This is a genomic window from Mycolicibacterium sp. lyk4-40-TYG-92 (assembly GCF_030209435.1).
Classification (GTDB): Bacteria; Actinomycetota; Actinomycetes; order Mycobacteriales; family Mycobacteriaceae; genus Mycobacterium.
In genome coordinates this window covers 271,977-290,347 of sequence record NZ_JARVRX010000001.1, presented here as the reverse complement: position 1 = coordinate 290,347, position 18,371 = coordinate 271,977, and the positions used below count along the sequence as shown (strand labels likewise).

The 18,371-nt window shown below is 67.5% G+C and carries 20 protein-coding genes; 9 read left to right on the top strand and 11 right to left on the bottom strand.

The annotated features are described in order from the left end of the window. Positions 1-170: 170 nt before the first annotated feature. Positions 171-1,202, bottom strand: coding sequence for an LLM class F420-dependent oxidoreductase (locus QRN63_RS01445; protein WP_285028924.1), 1,032 nt, complete (start codon positions 1,200-1,202; stop codon positions 171-173). A 58-nt stretch (positions 1,203-1,260) separates the two neighbouring features. Here QRN63_RS01445 and QRN63_RS01440 point away from each other — a divergent pair, with 58 nt between their 5' ends. Genes QRN63_RS01440 through QRN63_RS01425 form a run of 4 tightly spaced genes read left to right on the top strand, consistent with a single transcriptional unit; the run spans position 1,261 to position 4,926 of the window. Then, positions 1,261-2,271, top strand: a complete 1,011-nt coding sequence (locus tag QRN63_RS01440) for a Zn-ribbon domain-containing OB-fold protein (protein WP_410506099.1) — start codon at positions 1,261-1,263, stop codon at positions 2,269-2,271. A 9-nt stretch (positions 2,272-2,280) separates the two neighbouring features. Then, positions 2,281-3,342, top strand: a complete 1,062-nt coding sequence (locus QRN63_RS01435; RefSeq protein ID WP_285028923.1) for a thiolase family protein — start codon at positions 2,281-2,283, stop codon at positions 3,340-3,342. A gap of 2 nt (positions 3,343-3,344) precedes the next feature. Next, positions 3,345-4,523, top strand: a complete 1,179-nt coding sequence (locus tag QRN63_RS01430; RefSeq protein WP_267318595.1) for a thiolase family protein — start codon at positions 3,345-3,347, stop codon at positions 4,521-4,523. 1 nt (position 4,524) lies between these two features. After that, a complete protein-coding gene (locus tag QRN63_RS01425) occupies positions 4,525-4,926 on the top strand; it encodes a nuclear transport factor 2 family protein (RefSeq protein WP_285028922.1) in 402 nt (133 codons plus the stop codon). 2 nt (positions 4,927-4,928) lie between these two features. Here the strand turns inward: QRN63_RS01425 and QRN63_RS01420 are convergent, their stop codons facing one another. Further along, positions 4,929-5,453, bottom strand: a complete 525-nt coding sequence (locus QRN63_RS01420) for a hypothetical protein (RefSeq protein WP_285028921.1) — start codon at positions 5,451-5,453, stop codon at positions 4,929-4,931. A gap of 56 nt (positions 5,454-5,509) precedes the next feature. Beyond that, on the bottom strand, positions 5,510-6,034 hold the full coding sequence (locus QRN63_RS01415; RefSeq protein WP_285028920.1) for a gamma carbonic anhydrase family protein: 525 nt from the start codon (positions 6,032-6,034) through the stop codon (positions 5,510-5,512). Positions 6,035-6,131: 97 nt separating this feature from the next. On the opposite strand from QRN63_RS01415, the gene QRN63_RS01410 reads away from it, so the two are divergent. Both QRN63_RS01410 and QRN63_RS01405 read left to right on the top strand, forming a co-directional pair. Further along, positions 6,132-7,286 (top strand): 3-ketosteroid-9-alpha-monooxygenase, oxygenase component, encoded by a 1,155-nt coding sequence (locus QRN63_RS01410; protein WP_267318591.1) that lies wholly within the window; start codon positions 6,132-6,134, stop codon positions 7,284-7,286. Continuing rightward, positions 7,286-7,765 (top strand): hypothetical protein, encoded by a 480-nt coding sequence (locus QRN63_RS01405; protein ID WP_267318590.1) that lies wholly within the window; start codon positions 7,286-7,288, stop codon positions 7,763-7,765. The genes QRN63_RS01410 and QRN63_RS01405 overlap by 1 nt, the downstream gene beginning before the upstream one ends. A gap of 65 nt (positions 7,766-7,830) precedes the next feature. On the opposite strand, the gene QRN63_RS01400 is transcribed toward QRN63_RS01405, so the two are convergent. From QRN63_RS01400 to QRN63_RS01390, 3 genes are read right to left on the bottom strand one after another with little or no spacing between them, the layout of a single operon-like run. Next, positions 7,831-8,973, bottom strand: a complete 1,143-nt coding sequence (locus QRN63_RS01400) for a sulfotransferase family protein (RefSeq protein WP_285028919.1) — start codon at positions 8,971-8,973, stop codon at positions 7,831-7,833. Then, on the bottom strand, positions 8,970-9,752 hold the full coding sequence (locus QRN63_RS01395) for an SDR family oxidoreductase (RefSeq protein ID WP_267318588.1): 783 nt from the start codon (positions 9,750-9,752) through the stop codon (positions 8,970-8,972). The genes QRN63_RS01400 and QRN63_RS01395 overlap by 4 nt, the downstream gene beginning before the upstream one ends. 2 nt (positions 9,753-9,754) lie before the next feature. Then, positions 9,755-10,882: a hypothetical protein gene (locus QRN63_RS01390; protein WP_285028918.1), complete on the bottom strand. Its 1,128-nt coding sequence runs from the start codon at positions 10,880-10,882 to the stop codon at positions 9,755-9,757. 197 nt (positions 10,883-11,079) lie between these two features. Here QRN63_RS01390 and QRN63_RS01385 point away from each other — a divergent pair, with 197 nt between their 5' ends. Further along, positions 11,080-11,988: an IclR family transcriptional regulator gene (locus tag QRN63_RS01385; RefSeq protein ID WP_267318586.1), complete on the top strand. Its 909-nt coding sequence runs from the start codon at positions 11,080-11,082 to the stop codon at positions 11,986-11,988. A gap of 59 nt (positions 11,989-12,047) precedes the next feature. On the opposite strand, the gene QRN63_RS01380 is transcribed toward QRN63_RS01385, so the two are convergent. Next, positions 12,048-12,578 (bottom strand): hemophore-related protein, encoded by a 531-nt coding sequence (locus QRN63_RS01380; protein ID WP_267318585.1) that lies wholly within the window; start codon positions 12,576-12,578, stop codon positions 12,048-12,050. A gap of 164 nt (positions 12,579-12,742) precedes the next feature. Between QRN63_RS01380 and QRN63_RS01375 the strand changes: the two genes are divergently transcribed. Both QRN63_RS01375 and QRN63_RS01370 read left to right on the top strand, forming a co-directional pair. Further along, positions 12,743-13,393 (top strand): GNAT family N-acetyltransferase, encoded by a 651-nt coding sequence (locus QRN63_RS01375; RefSeq protein WP_267318584.1) that lies wholly within the window; start codon positions 12,743-12,745, stop codon positions 13,391-13,393. Between the two features lie 60 nt (positions 13,394-13,453). Further along, entirely contained in the window at positions 13,454-13,852 is a 399-nt protein-coding gene (locus QRN63_RS01370; RefSeq protein WP_285028917.1) for a DUF7832 domain-containing protein, read from the top strand. On the opposite strand, the gene QRN63_RS01365 is transcribed toward QRN63_RS01370, so the two are convergent. From QRN63_RS01365 to QRN63_RS01350, 4 genes are read right to left on the bottom strand one after another with little or no spacing between them, the layout of a single operon-like run. After that, positions 13,845-15,944 carry a RecQ family ATP-dependent DNA helicase gene (locus tag QRN63_RS01365; RefSeq protein WP_285028916.1) on the bottom strand — a complete coding sequence of 700 codons (2,100 nt, stop codon included), beginning with the start codon at positions 15,942-15,944 and terminating at the stop codon, positions 13,845-13,847. The genes QRN63_RS01370 and QRN63_RS01365 overlap by 8 nt on opposite strands. Further along, positions 15,901-16,566 carry a TIGR03943 family putative permease subunit gene (locus QRN63_RS01360; protein WP_285028915.1) on the bottom strand — a complete coding sequence of 222 codons (666 nt, stop codon included), beginning with the start codon at positions 16,564-16,566 and terminating at the stop codon, positions 15,901-15,903. The genes QRN63_RS01365 and QRN63_RS01360 overlap by 44 nt, the downstream gene beginning before the upstream one ends. Continuing rightward, positions 16,563-17,564 (bottom strand): permease, encoded by a 1,002-nt coding sequence (locus QRN63_RS01355; protein ID WP_267318581.1) that lies wholly within the window; start codon positions 17,562-17,564, stop codon positions 16,563-16,565. The genes QRN63_RS01360 and QRN63_RS01355 overlap by 4 nt, the downstream gene beginning before the upstream one ends. 37 nt (positions 17,565-17,601) lie before the next feature. Then, entirely contained in the window at positions 17,602-18,369 is a 768-nt protein-coding gene (locus QRN63_RS01350) for a glucose 1-dehydrogenase (RefSeq protein ID WP_285028914.1), read from the bottom strand. Between the last annotated feature and the right edge of the window lie 2 nt (positions 18,370-18,371).

Here is an 18,371-nt window from a genome sequence, read left to right as displayed (position 1 = left end):
CCCGCGATGGTGTGCTGCGAGGGCGTCGAGCCGGTGGCGTCAGTCACAGCACGAATCTAGAACACGTTGTAGACACTCCGCAATAAGTGTCTACTGGCAGCTCCGCGGAAAGCCGCAAAACTGCACTTCAGAGTGCCAAAATGACAGTTTTGCGTCCGGCCGCGAGAAAACTAGACCAAGTCAGCCAGCTGGTTGATCTGCTCGACCGACTTGGCCCCGACGACCATCATCGTGACGCCCGAGGCCTCCCAGGCCTTGATCTGTTCCTTGACGTAGTCGAGGTTGCCGACGATCGCGGAGTCGTCGACCAGCTCGTCCGGAATGGCCTTGGCAGCCTCGTCCTTGCGGTCGCTGCGGAACAGCTTGGTGACGTCGTCGACGACCTCGGAGTAACCCATGCGGCGGTACACCTCGGCGTGGAAGTTGGTGTCCTCCGAGCCCATGCCGCCCACGTAGAGCGCCAGGTGGGGCTTCATCATCTCCATGACCATCGGCCGATCGTCGGTGACGATGATCTGCGCGGTGGCACAGATTTCGAACGTCTCGCGGGTACGACGGGCGCTGGCGCGCGCGAAGCCCTCGTCGAGCCATTCGTTGTACATGCCGGAGATCCGCGGCGAGTAGAAGATCGGCAGCCAGCCGTCGGCGACCTCGGCGGCCAGCGCGACGTTCTTGGGGCCTTCAGCGCCCAGCATCACCGGGATGTCCGCGCGCAGCGGATGGGTGATGGGCTTGAGCGGCTTGCCCAGGCCCGTGGTGCCTTCACCCGACAACGGCAGCGGGTAGTGCGGACCGGCGCTGGTCACCGGGGCCTCGCGGGCCCAGACCTGGCGCAGGATGTCGATGTATTCGCGGGTGCGCGCCAACGGCTTCGGGAACTTCTGCCCGTACCAGCCCTCGACGACCTGCGGTCCCGAGACACCGAGGCCGAGGATGTGCCGGCCGCCTGACAGGTGATCGAGCGTCAGGGCCGCCATGGCGCACGCCGTGGGTGTGCGTGCCGACATCTGGATGACCGAGGTACCCAGCCGCATCCGCGTGGTTTCCCGGCCCCACCAGGCCAGCGGGGTGTAGGCATCCGAGCCCCAGGCCTCTGCGGTGAAGACGGTGTCGAAACCGGCTTCCTCCGCGGCGGCGACGAGCGTCGCGTGATCGGTGGGCGCCTTCGCGCCCCAATATCCGAGCTGCAAACCGAGTTTCATGGGGCCGCCTTTCCGAACGTGCTTGCCACGATTGTTAGAACCTGTTCTACTCGATGCCGTGAGCGTTAGCCAAAGCAGCCCAGCCCAGATGGCAGGCCATGAGCCGCCCCTTTCGGCTCCGCTGAAACTGTCATTCGACTACACCCGTTCAGTCGGTCCGGTCCTGAGTCAGTTCTTCACCGCGCTGCGCGGACGACGCATCGTCGGCACCCGCGGTTCAGACGGCCGGGTACACGTACCTCCCGCCGAGTATGACCCTGTCACGTACGAGGCCCTGACCGAGGTGGTTCCGGTTTCCAGCGTCGGCACGGTGGTGTCGTGGACCTGGCAGCCGGAGCCTTTGGAAGGCCAGCCCTTGCCGCGCCCGTTCGCCTGGGCGCTGATCAAGCTCGACGGCGCCGATACTCCGCTGTTGCACGCCGTCGACGTCACTGAGGGCGCGCTGAAGTCCGGCGATCGCGTACGTGCGCACTGGGTCGACGAGCCCGTCGGTGCCATCACCGACATCGCGTACTTCGTGCCCGGCACAGAAGAAGAGGCCGCGGTGTCCTCGTCCGTCGCCGATGACCGCGACCCGGTGACCATGCTGGTTTCGCCGTCGTCCATCGAAATCCAGCACACCGCTTCACTTCCCGAGAGCACCTTCCTGCGCGGTCTGCAGGAGGGCAAGCTGCTCGGTGCCCGTACCAAGGTCGGCCGCGACGGCAAGCCCGGCCCGGTGCTGTTCCCGCCGAAGGAGGCCGACCCGGCCACCGGCATGGTTCTCGACGAGTTCGTCGAGTTGCCCGACCGCGGCACCGTCACCACCTTCGCAATCATCAACATCCCGTTCCCGGGCCAGCGCATCAAGCCGCCGTACGTGGCCGCCTACGTGCTGCTCGACGGTGCCGACATCCCGTTCCTGCACCTGGTCACCGAGATCGAGGCAGCCGACGTGCGCATGGGCATGCGGGTCGAGGCGGTGTGGAAGCCCCGCGAGGAGTGGGGCCTGGGCATCGACAACATCTCGCACTTCAAACCGTCCGGGGAACCCGACGCCGACTACGACTCGTACAAGCACCACCTGTAAAGGGCCACAATGACTTCCAGCGATGTAGCGGTCGTCGGGTTCGCGCATGCCCCGCATGTGCGCCGCACCGACGGCACCACGAACGGCGTCGAGATGCTGATGCCGTGCTTTGCCAAGCTGTTCACCGAGTTGGGCCTGCAGCAGACCGATATCGGGTTCTGGTGCTCGGGCTCCTCGGATTACCTTGCCGGACGCGCGTTCTCGTTCATCTCGGCCATCGACTCGATCGGCGCGGTGCCGCCGATCAACGAGTCGCACGTCGAGATGGACGCCGCCTGGGCGCTGTACGAGGCCTACATCAAGATCCTGACGGGCGAGGTCGACACCGCGCTGGTCTACGGCTTCGGTAAGGGCAGCGCAGGCACCCTGCGCCGGGTGCTGGCCCTGCAGACCGATCCGTACACCGTCGCGCCGCTGTGGCCGGACGCCGTCTCGATGGCGGGCCTGCAGGCCCGTTTCGGCCTGGATGCCGGCAAGTGGACCGCCGAGCAGATGGCTCAGGTGGCGCTCGACGCGTTCGCCGCGGGCGGCCGCACCGACCGCGAAGAAGTCACGGGCAGCATCGACGACCTGTTGTCGCGGCCGTTCTTCGCCGATCCGCTGCGCCGCCACGACATCGCCCCCATCACCGACGGCGCGTCCGCGATCGTGCTGGCGTCGGCCGACAAGGCGCGGGAACTGCGTGAAAACCCGGCCTGGATAACAGGTTTCGAGCACCGTATCGAGACCCCGATCCTGGGTGCCCGCGATCTCACGGTCTCGACGTCGACCGCCGCCTCGGCCGCTGCCGCCACCGGCGGTGACGCCGGTTCGATCGACATCGCGGAACTGCACGCGCCCTTCAGCCACCAGCAGCTCATCCTCACCGAGGCGATCGGCCTGAAGGACTCGACCAGGATCAACCCGTCGGGTGGCGCCCTGGCCGCCAACCCGATGTTCTCGGCCGGCCTGGAGCGCATCGGCTTCGCCGCCGAACACATCTTCAACGGCTCGGCGAACCGCGTGCTGGCCCACGCCACGAGTGGTCCTGCGCTGCAACAGAATCTGATTGCCGTCCTGGAGGGTAAGTAGCCATGGCCAAGAATCTCGCTGCGGTCCTCGGTACGGGACAGACCAAGTACGTAGCCAAGCGGCTCGATGTCTCGATGAACGGTCTGGTTCGCGAAGCGATCGACCGCGCGCTGGCTGATTCCGGGTGCACCATGGCCGACATCGACGCCGTCGTCGTCGGCAAGGCGCCGGACTTCTTCGAGGGCGTCATGATGCCCGAGCTGTTCATGGCCGACGCCACCGGCGCCACCAACAAGCCGCTGATCCGCGTGCACACCGCTGGTTCGGTGGGTGGCTCGACCGCGATCGTCGCCGCCAGCCTGGTCAAGTCCGGCAAGTACCGCCGCGTCCTGACCATGGCGTGGGAGAAGCAGTCCGAGTCGAACGCCATGTGGGCGCTGTCGATTCCGGTGCCGTTCACCAAGCCCGTCGGCGCCGGCGCGGGTGGCTACTTCGCCCCGCACGTGCGCGCCTACATCCGCCGCTCGGGCGCGCCCGAGCACATCGGCGCCATGGTGGCGGTCAAGGACCGGCTCAACGGCGCCAAGAACCCGCTGGCGCACCTGCACCAGCCCGACATCACCGTCGAGAAGGTGATGGCATCCCAGATGCTCTGGGACCCGATCCGTTTCGACGAGACCTGCCCGTCATCGGACGGCGCGGCCGCACTCGTGATCGGCAACGAGGAAGTCGCCGACGCCCGCGTCGCCGAGGGACATCCCGTCGCGTGGATCCACGCCACCGCGCTGCGCACCGAGCCGCTGGCCTACTCGGGCCGCGACCAGGTGAACCCGCAGGCCGGCCGCGACGCCGCCGCCGCCCTGTGGCGCGACGCCGGGATCACCAGCCCCATCGACGAAATCGACTGCGCCGAGGTCTATGTGCCGTTCTCGTGGTACGAGCCGATGTGGCTGGAGAACCTGGGTTTCGCGCCCGAAGGTGAAGGGTGGAAGCTGACCGAGGCCGGCGAGACCGCCATCGGCGGCAGGATTCCGTTCAACGCCTCCGGCGGTGTGCTGAGCTCCAATCCCATTGGCGCGTCGGGGATGATCCGCTTCGCCGAGTCGGCCATCCAGGTCATGGGCAAGGCCGGCGACCATCAGGTCGAAGGTGCCCGCAAGGCCCTCGGCCACGCGTACGGTGGTGGCGCACAGTACTACTCGATGTGGGTGGTCAGCAGCGACAAGCCGGGAAAGGACTGACATGACAGTTTCCGATCCGAATCACCCCGCGCACCTGGCCGGCAAGCGTTCGCGCGATGCCGTTGCCGCCCGCGACAAAGAAGCCTGGCTGGCCAACTTCGCCGAAGACGCCGTCGTGCAGGACCCGATCGGGCCGTCGTTCCTCGACCCCGAGGGCAAGGGGCACCGCGGAAAGGAAGCCATTTCGGCCTTCTGGGACAAGGCGATCGCTCCCACCGACAGTCTCGTGTTCAACTTCGAGACCACTTACCAGTGCGGTGACGAAGAGGCCAACGTCGGGAACATCGTGACCACCATCGGTGGCCACGACTTCACCACCCACGGCGTCTTCACTTACCGCGCCAACGAAGCCGGCCAGCTACTGGCGCTGCGCGCGTTCTGGGAAGCGCCGCGCTCCACGTAATTTCAGAAGATCCACGACCCCGACGGCTGCAGCACGAAGCCATGGCCGCCGTCGGTGGTGTCGATACACGCGGTGACGCCACCGGCCACCACGCCGCACGTCGTCGTCGTCAGAGTGACCTTCTCCCCGGGCGCCAGCAGCGGTGCACCGGCCAGGTCGGTCGGGTAGTCGCCGTGGTAGTTGCTGATCGTGCCCTCGTTGGCCGCGTGCAGCTGTGCCACCCCGAAATCGCGAGGCGCCTTGGCGTTGGGATCGCTGGTGACAGCCAGGCCCGTCGTCCCCGGCACCGGGCCGTAGCACCGCACGCTGGGCGCCACTCCCCCCAGCGCGCTGACGAGGCACGCCAGCCCGTCGGGCGTCGAGAACTTCAACACCTGCTGAGCGGTGCGCTGGTAGGTCGCCAGATGGGTGGACGTGACGACACTGAAGCCCGCGAAGTCGGGAAAGTTGGGCGGCGGCGCGGCGTGCGCGAGCGGGGTCGTGAGCACCACGGCGGCACCGGTCAGAGCGATGAGCGGCAGCTTCATGCGCCCAGTCTTGGCCGAACGCCGGCCGGAATGTCAGATTTCCGCGAAATCCGGGGCTACAGCTCCTCCAGGCCGGCCAGGTAGCGCTCGGCCAGTTCCCGGTACGCCTGCGGGTTCGCGTTGATCCAGGTCTCCGCGCCGGTCCCGGCGATCGGGCCGCGAATCTTGGCGGGCGATCCCACGACGAGCACCTCATCGGGAATCTTCGTCCCGGCGACCACCAGCGAATGGGCCGCGACGAGCGTGCGCCGGCCGATCACCGCGCCGTCGAGCACCGTGCTGTTGTTGGCGATCAGTGCCTCGGCACCGACGTGAGCGCCATGGACGACGCACAGGTGGGCGATGGTCGCGCCGGGCCCGATGTCGACCGGGATGCCGGGCGGGGCGTGCAGCACGGCCCCATCCTGCACGTTTGCGCCGTTGCGGATGACGACAGGCGCGTAGTCGGCGCGCAGAACCGCGTTGAACCACACCGAGGCTCCGGCTTCGACGCGAACATCGCCGATGAGCACGGCGGTGGGGGCGATGAACGCCGTGGGGTCGACGACCGGGCTTCGGCCCTCGAAGGAGTAAAGCGGCATGACATAGATATACCGCAGGTCGGGACGCTTGCATTGCGCTGCACCGAGGAAAAACTGTAACGTGTTCTAGTTACTAGGCACAGATTGGGAGGCCAAGGTGAGCACCGAAACCGCGGGGGTTCGCGAGATCGATACCGGCGCGCTGCCGGACCGCTTTGCCCGTGGGTGGCACTGCGTGGGTCCTGTGAAGAACTTCCTGGACGGCAAGCCGCACTCGTTCGAGGCGTTCGGCACCAAATTGGTGGTGTTCGCGGACTCGAAGGGCGACCTGAAAATCCTGGACGGCTACTGCCGGCACATGGGCGGCGACCTGTCGCAGGGCACCATCAAGGGCGACGCCGTGGCGTGCCCGTTCCACGACTGGCGCTGGGGCGGCGACGGCAAGTGCCAGCTGGTGCCCTACGCCAAGCGCACGCCGCGCCTGGCCCGCACCCGCGCCTGGCACACCGACGTCCGTGGCGGCCTGCTCTTCGTCTGGCACGACCACGAGGGCAACCCACCTCAGGAAGAGGTGCGGATCCCCGAGATCCCCGAATTCCACAGTGACAACTGGACCGACTGGCAGTGGAACTCGATGCTGATCGAGGGCAGCAACTGCCGCGAGATCATCGACAACGTCACTGACATGGCGCACTTCTTCTACATCCACTACGGCCTGCCGACGTACTTCAAGAACGTCTTCGAGGGCCACATCGCCAGCCAGTACCTGCACAACGTGGGCCGGCCGGACATCGGTGGCATGGGCACCCAGTACGGCGAAGCGCACCTCGACTCGGAGGCCTCGTACTTCGGGCCGTCGTTCATGATCAACTGGCTGCACAACAACTACGGCGGCTACAAGGCCGAGTCGATCCTGATCAACTGCCACTACCCGGTGAGCCAGGACGCGTTCGTGCTGCAGTGGGGCGTCATCGTCGAGAAGCCCAAAGGCATGGACGAGAAGACCACCCAGAAGCTGGCCGACGCCATGACCGACGGTGTCAGCAAGGGCTTCCTGCAGGACGTCGAAATCTGGAAGCACAAGACCCGCATCGACAACCCGCTGCTGGTCGAGGAAGACGGCGCGGTCTACCAGATGCGCCGTTGGTACCAGCAGTTCTACGTGGACGTCGCCGACATCACGCCGGACATGACCGACCGCTTCGAGCTGGAGATCGACACCACGGTCGCCAACGAGAAGTGGCAGGGCGAGGTGGCCGAGAACCTGCGCTTGCAGGCCGAGGCCAAGGAATCCGCAGAGCAGTCCAGCTGATGACCCAGCACGACGAACGGGCCCAGGCTCCCGATGCCGAGAGCCTGGCCCGTTCGATGCTGCAGCTGATGGGGCACGGCGACGAAGACGAGGGCCACGCCCATCCGACGTCCGATGCGCCCGCCAACGGATCCTGGTCCAAGGCACCGGATTTCGCGGGCGACCCGGTGCGCCTGGCCGCGGTTCGCGAGGCCACCGCTGCCGACCGTCAGCGGTACCTGACCGCAGGTCTGGTACCCGTGGACTGCCGGTTCTGCCACTCCACGGTGGCGGTCAAGAAGCTGGGCCCGGAACACACTGCGGTGCAGTGGAATTCGGAAGCGACGGCGCGGTGCGCGTATTTCAGCGAAATCCGCGCCGAAGGCGGCGACCCCAGCCGCAGCCGCTCGTGTCCGAAGATGTCCGACAGCATCAAGCATGCGGTCGCCGAGGGATGCCTGGAAGAGTTCTCCAGCGCACCCTCCCCCGGCGACGGTTAGGCATACCCACAGCGAAAGCCCCCTGAATCGGTTGACTCAGGGGGCTTTCGCTACTGCACGGGCAGTTACAGGTTGGCGAAGCGCTCTTTGACCTGTTCCTCGGTCAGTCCGTAATCGGACAGCGAGTAGGTGTGCTTCGGCGCACGCGGGCCCTGCTGGCTCTGGGCATGGCTCTCGTTCATCGCCTGCCGTGCGGCGTCGGTGAACTCGATGCCGAAGGTGCGGTAGATGCCCTCGACGGCGCCCACCGGGTCCTTGATGAACTCGAAGTAGTCGACGTCGCAGAACTGCTTGGGGTCATGCTTGGCCCGCTCGGCATTGAACAGCTCGAGGCCGCGTGACCACGTCTCCATCGAGTCGTCGCCGATCACCTTGCCGGTGAACGTGTTCGACCAGCCTGCCGTGGTGTGCTGCGCCAGCGAGCACATCGAGGCCATGATGGTCTCGGCCGGGCGGTGGCACTGCACGACGAGGGCGTCCGGATAGACCTTGAGCAGTGCGTCCAGCGCGAACAGGTGGCTGGGATTCTTGAGCACCCAACGCTTTTCGGGCTCGTTCAAGCCGATCAGCTGCAGGTTTTTACGGTGCCGTTGGTAGGACTTGGTCCAGTCCTGCTGAGCCAGCCATTTGGCGTACGACGGGACGTGCGCCAGCGTCTCGTAGGACACCGAGTGCAGCGACTGACGCAGCAGCTGCCAGCATTCCTCGACCTCGTCGGCCGTCATGAAGTGCAGGCCGGTGTAGTCCGGGTTCTCTTCGTGTGCCTGCTTGAACCGCGCATCGAGCGCACTGAAAACCGGGTTGTCGGCCCAGGTTTCGCGTGGCGGCCGCGGCTGCGGGAACTCGGCCAGCCACATCTGGAGACCTTGGTGCGCCGGGTCGGCCGTCAGCAGCCGGTGGATCACCGTGGTGCCGGTGCGCGGCAGTCCGGTGACGAAGATGGGCCGCTCGATCGGCACGTCGGCGTGCTGCGGATACTGCTTGAACGCGGCGTTGGACACCAGGCGGGCCACCAGCGCGTTACGCGTGAAGAACCGCTGCATCTTGCTGCCGAGCTCGGTCAGGTCGGCCTCACGCTGGTACGAATCCAGCAGCACGCCAAGGGCTTCCAGGTAGTTGTCGTCGTCGCCGCCGAAATCCTCCAGGCCACACGCCTTGACGGCCGAGGCGTGCAGGTCCTCGACGGTGCCCACGTTCGTGCGCGTCATGCCTTGTACTCCCCGCAGTTGACGTCGAGCGACTGGCCGGTGATGCCACTGGACAGGTCGCTGGCCAGGAACAGGATGGCAGAGGCCACCTCGTCCTCGGTCGGCAGCCGCTTCAGATCGGAGCCGGCGGCCGACGCCGCGTAGATCTGCTCGACGGTGGTGCCGTACTTCTGCGCCTGATGGCTGAAGTAGCCCTCCAGCGTCTCGCCCCAGATGTAGCCCGGCATCACCGAGTTCACCCGGATGCCCTTCTCGCCGAGCTCGGTCGAGAGGGTCTGAGACATGGCCAGCAGCGCCGACTTGGCCATCTTGTAGGCGCCGTACTTGGCCTGCGAATGCCGCACCACCATCGAATTCACGTTCACCACAGAACCTTTGGCGGTCTCGAGCGCCGGGGTGAAGCCCTGGGTCATGCGCAGTGCGCCGAACACCGTCAGCTCGATCGCGTCCCGCATGTGCTCGAAGGTCGTGTTCGCAAAAGGCTTCATCGACGGCACCCGGAACGCGTTGTTGATCAACACATCAGCCTTGCCGAACTCCTCCGTGGTGCGGGCCACCACATTGGCGACCTGCTCGTCGTCGGTGATGTCGGCGCCCACCACCAGTGCGCGCCGGCCCAGCTCCGTCACCTCCTTGGCGACGACCTCGAGTCGCTCCACGGTGCGGGCGACCAGCACCAGATCGGCACCGTTGTCGGCACATCGCCGGGCCAGCGTCGTCCCGAGCCCAGGCCCGACTCCGCTGATCACCACTACCTTGTTCGTCAGCAGTCCGCTCACGATCAGCCCACCATCCTCTCGCCGATAAGCTTCTGCCGCAGCGCAATCCGCGCGCGCCAATCATCTTCGGAAATCTTGTTGCTCTCGTAGAACGGCAGCTTCGACGGCACCTCGTCGAGGCTCACGATCTCGCACGTCGGGCCGTCCTCGGCCGTCAACTCGCGGGACACCCGCTGCCAGCGGAACTGCAGGTAGCCCTTGGCGTGGCCCAGTGTCTCGCACCAGTTGGTCACGCCGGGGTTGTTCTCGGACACCACGATCCGGATCTTGCCGTCCGGATCCGCCTGTGCCTGAGTGCCGTTCAGCGAGGTCTGGTGATTGATGTAGTCCAGCGAGATGTACCAGAGGCTGCCGAGCTGGAAGCCCAGGTACGGCGCGTCTGTCACCGGCAGCGTGATGACCATGGCCTGGTCCGGCGTCATGTCGTAATGCCCGACGGACGAGTACTGCGTGGCCAGGCCACCCGGGGTCAGCCGCGGCGCGGTGAGCGTGTTGACCGGCAGGTTGTCGTAGAACCACTTCGGGAACTGCAGCCAGGTCTTGACCCGCTGCACCAGCTGCTTGCCGGCGACGGCGTAGCGCTTCTCGATCAGCTCACGGGTCAACGGCTCCGGCGCGGTGCCCGCGGTGTCGGTGCGGGAGATGGCGAACGAGCCACGCTGCGCCGACCAGTCGTTGTAGACCTCGCGGATCACCAGCTGCGCCGGGGTGGCCGGGGTGAACCGCCACTCGAACGTGCCGTCATCGGCGATGTCGAGCTTGCGGTCGTCGAATGCCGTTTCGCTGTCCGGCACGTTGGCGTCGGTGTACTCACCGCCGAGCAGCTGGAAGCTGACGTCGGTGGTGGTGCCGCGACGACCGGTGACGACGTACTCGTGGCCGGGCTGCACGCGGGTGCCGAAGTACATGGTGTCGGGGTTGTCGAGGCCCATCTTCTCGAACGGGCCGGTGCCGCTGTGCAGGAACGGGTGGTCCTTGTCGAAGTCGAATGCGACGTGCGTGCACGACGCGATGCAACCGGCGAGGTATTGCAGGCCTTCGAGCAAGTCGGCCTCGGTTTCGATGAACGGCGCCGCGGCGACGAGGCGCTCCGCCTCGGCGACGGCGTCGACGAACGACTGCGTGAACATACGGTCAACGCCCTTCCGTTCCAATATTGGAACACATCGGTAGATATTCCGAATGAAGACTAGAACGCGTTGCAGTCGTCGTCAATGCCGCGCAGCTCGGTCGCGCCAGACGACCTGCGGCTTCGTCCCGATCAGTCCCGACATTGGCGCGCCGACTGGACGGTCCATATTTGGACCGATGTCGTACATTCCTTGCCATGACCGACACCGGACGCGCGTCGCCGCCCACCGCCCGCGTCGTCGCGGTGCTGGATTTCCTGGCCAGTCATCCCCAGGAACAATTCGGGCTGTCCGAGTTGGCGCGCCGGCTCGGTCTCAGCAAGCCCACCTGCCTGGGCATCGTCACCACGCTCGCCGACGCCGGCTATCTGGTGCGTGACGCAGCCGAGAAGACCTACCGCCTGGGGCCGCGGTTGATCACGCTTGGCCACACCGCGCAGGAGTCCATGCGCATCAGCCCGGCCGCGCGGGCGGAACTGCGCCGGCTGTCGGAGGCCTTCAACGCCACGGCGGCGCTGTCGGCGGTCGTCGACGACCGCATAACGCTGCTGGAACTCGTTGCCCCGCACGGCAGTCCGGAGCCGGTCCAGGTCGGGCAGAGCTATCCGTTCGCCCCGCCGGTCGGCCTGATGTTCGTGCTGTGGGATGAGCGCGCGGTGCGCGACTGGCTGGCCAAGGAGCCGACGATCCCGCTGCGCACCGACAGCGCGCGGCTGGAACGCGTCATCGCCGAGTGCCGCGAATCGGGCTACCTCGTGGAGCGGCTGACGCCGGGCGGGCGGCGGCTGTACGCCATGATGGCCGGCATGTCGAGCAACCTGCCCGACGAATTACGAGTGCTCCTGGGCGAATTGGTCTCTGACATCGGTGAGCGCGTGTACCTGCCCAGCGAATCGAGCGCGGCGCCGGGCGGGCGGGCCAAACACGACATCAGCGTCATCGCCGCACCGGTGTTCGACCATCACCAACGCCAGGTGATGGTGCTGTCACTGCAGATCGGCCTTGCCCTGACCGACGCGGAGATCAGTAAGCGAGCGCGCGGACTCGTGGCCGCCGCCGCGACCCTGACGGCGCAACTCGGCGGGTCCCCGCCCGGCCGAACGTGAGCTCGGGCGCGAAACCCGTTGCGGAATTGGCACATTCGCTCACGTTCGGCGCGTGAGGACTAGACGCCGTTGAGGACGGCCAGCGCGTCGGTCGGCGCGACCTGCAGGCCGCAACGGTCCTTGAAGGCGGCCAGCGGAGCCTGGATACCGCGCAGCGCGTCGGCCTCGTCCGGGTGTGCCTTGAAGTAGTTGTCGAACTGGCTCATGGCCGTGAACGCCGGCTGGCGCGTGGCATCGAGCAGCGAGCTGTCGGCGTCCGGGTGGGCAGCGAAGTAATCCGACAGCTGCAGCGTCACCGAGCTGATGGTCTTGGCGAGCGTCGCGGTGCTGCAGTCGGCGACGGTGGCGGCCGGAGCCACCGTGGTCGTCGTCGTGGTGGACGGCGCCGTGGTGGACGTGGTGGGCGTCGCCGAGGTGGTCGGGGTCGCGGCGGTGGTCGCGGTCGAGGTCGGCGACGCGGTGGCCGACGTCGTCGGCGACGTCGGGCTCACGGGATCGGCCGATGCACGAGGCACGACGACGGCGGCACAGGCTGCACCCAGGGCGATGAAGCCGAGGGTGGAACGGCCGAACGTAACGGCACGAGTCATGGAATCCTCCTTTGTTCTGGCCGCATCCGTCTTCCCCGGCCTCTCGGTGCATTTCGCTCGGCACAGCACTGCCGTTACACACACGGCCAAAGTTGCAGGTCAACATGGCTCTACACAGCAAATATTCACTTTCGTCGATTAGCTCGCGTGTGTTGGTATTGGGCATGCGCCCTTCGCCCTGGCCACTGGCGGAACTGGAGGTGATCACTCCGGTCCTGCGGCTGTGCCATGTGACCGACGCACTGGCCGACGAGCTCGCCCAACTGGCCGCCGAGGGCATTCACGATCCGGCCACCATGCCGTTCTCCACCCCGTGGACCGACGCCGTCTCCCCCGAGCTGGAGCGCAACACCGTCGCGTACTTCCGGCAGACCCGTGCCGAGGTATCGACGGAGCACTGGGATGTGCCAATGGCCGTGCTGGTTGCCGGCACCGCTGCCGGCGTCTGCATTGTCAGTGCGGACGGCTTCCCCGCCCGGCGGACCGTGTCCACGGGCTCCTGGCTGGGCCGCCGCTATCAGGGCCGCGGCCTCGGTCGGGAGATGCGCACCGCGGCGCTGCAACTGATCTTCGCCGGATTCGACGCGGACGTGGCCCGCACCGCCGCCTGGCACGACAACGCGGCGTCACTCGGTGTCACACGGTCGCTGCCCTACGTGCAGACCGGATCCTCTCGGCAGTCACGGCGCGGGGTATTCGACACCATGCTGGAGTTCACCATGTCGCGCGCGCAGTGGGACCCGGTGCGCCGTAGCGATATCCAGTTGATCGGCGTCGACGCGGTGGTCGATCAGCTGGGGCTCGGCCGGGATTGACCCAGCACCCGGCTGAAATTGGCGTCCGGGAGTTACCCGCCACCCTCTTAGGCTCGAAGCATGACGTACGACGACGCCGAGTGGCACTACGACAGCGTAAGTGAACTCGGCCTCGATGCGACTGCTGCCAGCACGCACATCGGGATGTTCATGGCCTGGTCGGCTTTGCACGGCCTCGCCCAATCCGACTGCAATCCAACCGAATTGCATACCCGAAGCATGACTCCGGGCGACTACCTACGCCGATACTGCGTCAGTCAGATCGACCCGTCCATGCTGACCGATACCGGAAACGCCTTCGCCGCGGCGGGTTACCGGACCTATCTGTCGCGGTATCGCAACGTCCCGGCCGTAGCTCGTCATGGCGAGAGCTACGGCGAACCGGACACCTGGGAGACCTACGACGAGGTCGCCCAGATGATCGACGGACTCTACGCAGAATGGCGGTCCGTCAGCTGACCGACGCGATCGCGAACGGCAGCACGGCCGGCGCCCCGGCGGTGCGCAGCACCTGCGTCGCCATGGTCAGGGTCCAGCCGGTGTCGACCAGGTCGTCGACCAGCAGCACCGGGCCACTCACGTCCAGCGTCGGCACCTCCCACGAATCCACCAGCGCCGCAACCCGATACGCCGAGTTCGCGGCCGTCACGGGGCGCCGCTGCGGCCGGTAGTACAGCGTGCCCAGATTCTGCAGCCGGCCCAGGTCCGCCAGGCGGTTGACCAGCGAGCCGATCAGCTGAGGATGGCGCTCGGAGTCCAGGCCCATCACGGCCACCGGACGTTCCTTCCAGTTCCACGCCTTGAGGACCGCAACGGCCGCCTGCACGACGGCGTCGGGCACCGCACCGTCGGGCTCGTCGAGCAATTGACGCAACCGGGCGCCCCACCCGAGGTCGGTCAGCCGGCCGATCACCCGGCCGGGCTCGGCACCGCCGGATATGCGTCCGGACAAGCCGATACCCAGGGAGCCCAGCCCCGTCGGCCACTGTTTCCGCGGAGCGACCTCCACACCGGGCCGCATCAGCTGATCGCGCACCGTCGATGCGGCCTCGGCGTCGACGTCCGCGGTGTAGCGCGCACCCGCGCAGTTGTCGCACCGGCCGCAGCCCCGGCCGTCGAGCTCGGGATCGTCGAGTTGGCTGCGCAGGAACACCATTCGGCACTCGGTCGTCGACTGGTAGTCCAGCATGGCCTGCTGTTCGCGCTGCCGCGCGGCATCCAGATTGCGGTAGCGCTCCTCGTCGTACGACCAGGGCTGGCCGGTACTGATCCAGCCGCCCTTGACGCGGCGCACCGCACCGTCGACGTCCAGCACCTTGAGCACCATCTCAAGCCGGGACCGGTTCAGGTCGACCAGCGGTTCCAGGGCCGCGGTGGACAGCGCCCGGTCCGGCTCGAGTTCGCCGATCACCTTGCGCACCAAGGCTTCCGACGGGAACGCGACCGACGCGAAGTACCGCCAGATGTCGGCGTCCTCTTTGCCCGGGAGCAGGATCACCTCGGCGCTGGAGGTGGCGCGGCCGGCACGGCCGACCTGCTGGTAATACGCGATCGGCGACGACGGAGCACCCAGGTGCACGACGAAGCCCAGGTCCGGTTTGTCGAACCCCATGCCCAGCGCCGACGTGGCGATGAGCGCCTTGACCCGGTTGCCCAGCAGGTCGGCTTCCAGCTGCTCGCGTTCGGCGGTCTCGGTGGAGCCGGTGTAGGACGCGACGGTATGCCCCTGCTCGCGCAGGAGCGCCGCGACGTCATGTGCCTGCGACACCGTAAGGGTGTAGACGATGCCCGAGCCCGGTAGCGAATCCAGATGCGCGGCAAGCCAAGCCGCCCGCTGCGCCGGTCCCCCGGCGTGCACCACCGACAGGCGCAGTGACTCCCGATCCAGCCCGCCACGCAGCACCAGGGTATCCCCGCCCCCGACGCCCAGCTGTGCGGCGACGTCCTGCACCACGCGGTCGTTGGCGGTCGCGGTGGTGGCTAGAACCGGTATGCCCGAACCCAACTCGCCGATCAGAGTGCGGATGCGCCGGTAGTCGGGGCGGAAGTCGTGCCCCCAGTCGGAGACGCAGTGCGCCTCGTCGACCACTACCAGCCCGGCGTCGGCGGCCAATGCGGGCAGGACGGCGTCACGAAAGTCCGGGTTGTTCAGGCGCTCCGGGCTGACCAGCAGCACGTCGAGATCGCCCGAGGCAACCCGCTGGTGCACCTCGTCCCATTCGGTGACGTTGCTGGAATTGATGGTGGCAGCTCGGACGCCCGCGCGTTCGGCAGCCGCCACCTGGTTGCGCATCAGCGCCAGCAGCGGCGAGACAATGACCGTCGGGCCGCGCCCGGCTGCGCGCAACAGCTTGGCGGCGATGAAGTACACCGCGGACTTGCCCCATCCGGTGCGCTGCACCACCAGCGCCCGGCGGCTCTGGACCACCAGGGCCTCGATGGCCACCCACTGGTCGTCGCGCAGCACGGCGCCGGGGCCGGCGAGTTGTTCGAGCAGGGCCTGCGCGTCAGTACGCGTAGGTGTTGCGGGGCTTGGGGATTGGGTCGGCACTGGTCACTTCCATGGTCGGGACGAAATTCGTGGACGGATTGGACGTCCCGGCTACCACCCTGCCCTGCACCTTCAGCCAGGTGTCGTTCGGGTGCGGACCGAGGGCGCCGGTCAGGTGGATGCGCGCCAGTTGCGCGTCGGCGGCACAACACACGATCACGACCCGGGCCAGATCGTCGCCCATGGTGAATCCGGTGACGGTGATGGTCCGTCCCTCAAGGCTTTTCGTGGAGTCGGCGGCGGCCCGCAGCACGACCTCCGGCAGCGACACCGTCCCGTCGGCCGGCAGCGGTGGGAACGCCCGCTTGGGCGGCGCCACCGCCGCGGTGACCGTCTCGGCGCCCACCGCGCTCATCGGCGGCACGCTGACAAACGCGGTAAGGGCCACCGGGACGAGCAGGAGCCAGGCCAGCAGGCCCCGGTGGTGATGCCCGCCCGGCGGCCCCTGGCGCAGATCGCGCACCAGGCACACCACAGCGAGCGCCACCAGCAGAACGGCCGCCACCACCAGCCACGGGAACAGCGCCGGTTTCACGAAATTCAGGTAGGTGCCCTTCACCGCGATCAGGCCCGTGCTCAGCCCGATCAACAGAATCAGGATGTTCTGTGTTTCCCGGCTCACGACGCGCCCCCGAGCACCAGCAGCCCGACGACCGTCGCACACACCGTGGCCACCAGCAGCGTCACCGGCGCGAACCGCACCGCGAACGGCCGGCCGAACACACCGGTCTGCATCGCGAACAGCTTGACGTCCACCGCGGGGCCGACCACCAGGAACACCAGTCGCGGCACCAGGGGGACCATGGTCAGGCTCGCCGCGACGAACGCGTCGGCCTCCGAACACAGGGCCAGCACGACGGCCAGCAGCGCCATGGTCACCACGCCGACCACCAGATTGCCGGCCACCTGCTCGAAAACCCACGGCGGCACGGCCGCGCGCAGCACCGCGGCCGCGCCGGCGCCGACCACGAGGTAGGCAGCCGACTGCAGGAAGTCGTGGCGGGCCGCCTCGGTGAACACGGTGAAGCGCGAGGCGCCCTCGTCATGGTGCGTGGGCAGCGTGCGGGTCACCCATTCGGTGCGGCCCCACCGCTGCCACAGCAGCCCCATCACCACCGCGGTCAGCAGCGACGCCACGCAGCGCGCCACCACCATCTGCGGCTGGCCGGGGAACGCGACAGCCGTCGCCACCAACACCACCGGGTTGATCGCCGGTGCCGACAGCATGAAGGTCAGTGCCGCCCCGGCCGTCTCCCCGCTGAACAATCGGCGCGCCACGGGCACCGAACCGCATTCGCATCCGGGCAGTGCTGCACCACCGACGCCCGCCACCGCCACCGCGAGCGCCGGCCGGCGCGGCAACCGGCGGGCCAGCCGCTCCGGGGTGAGGTACGCCGCGACCAGACCGCTGACGATGACCCCCAGCACCAGGAACGGCAGCGCCTGCACGAAGACGCCGCAGAACACCGTGGCCGCGGCTGCCAAACGGGCGTGATCGGTCAGGACACCGCTGACCCAGGAACCAGACAGCGCCAGCGCGGTGAGGGCGATGAGCAACAGCTCCATCGACCCGGCCCGCCGGCGGCGGTCCGGCGCCAGTGTGGATTCGTCCCCGGCCATGCGCCCATCTTGCCGGGGAAGTCTGACAAGTCGCTCGCTACGCCGGCACGACCGGAATCCGGCCGGCGCTCGCGCCGCCGTCGACCGCCAGATCCGCACCCGTCATGTACGACGACGCATCCGACGCCAGGAACGCCACCACCTCGGCGACTTCTTCAGGGGCACCGACGCGCGTGAGCGGCGCACCGGGGTGCCCGCCGGGGCCGCGTTCGATCGGCAGGTGCGCCACCATCGGGGTGTCGATCATCCCGGGATAGACGGTATTGACCCGAATCCCCATGGGGCCCAACTCGATTGCGGCAACCTTGGAGAAGCCACGCAGGCCCCACTTCGAGGCGCCGTAGGCGCTGTAGCCGGCCAGCCCCTGCAGTCCGGCCTGCGAGGACACATTGATGATCGAGCCGCCGCCGAGCGCCCGCATGGGTTCGACGACGGCCTTGGTACCCAAGAAGGGGCCGATCAGATTGACCCGCAGCTGCCGTTCCCACGACTCGGCGGTGTGTTCCATGAGAGGTTCGACGGTGCAGATCGCCGCGTTGTTGACCAGCACATCAATGCGGCCGAATTCGCTCAGCGCCAGCTCGACCGTTGTCAGCCAATCACTTTCGCTGCCGACGTCGTGCCGCTGGAAGCGGGCGGCGTCGCCGATCGACGCGGCGACCGCTTCCCCCTCGGCAACCAGGACGTCGGTGAGCACGACCTGCGCGCCGCGGGCGGCGAACAGCCGCGCCTCGGCCTCACCCTGACCGCGCGCCGCGCCGGTGATGATCGCGACCTTGCCGGTCAGGTCCCGCACGCCACCCATGG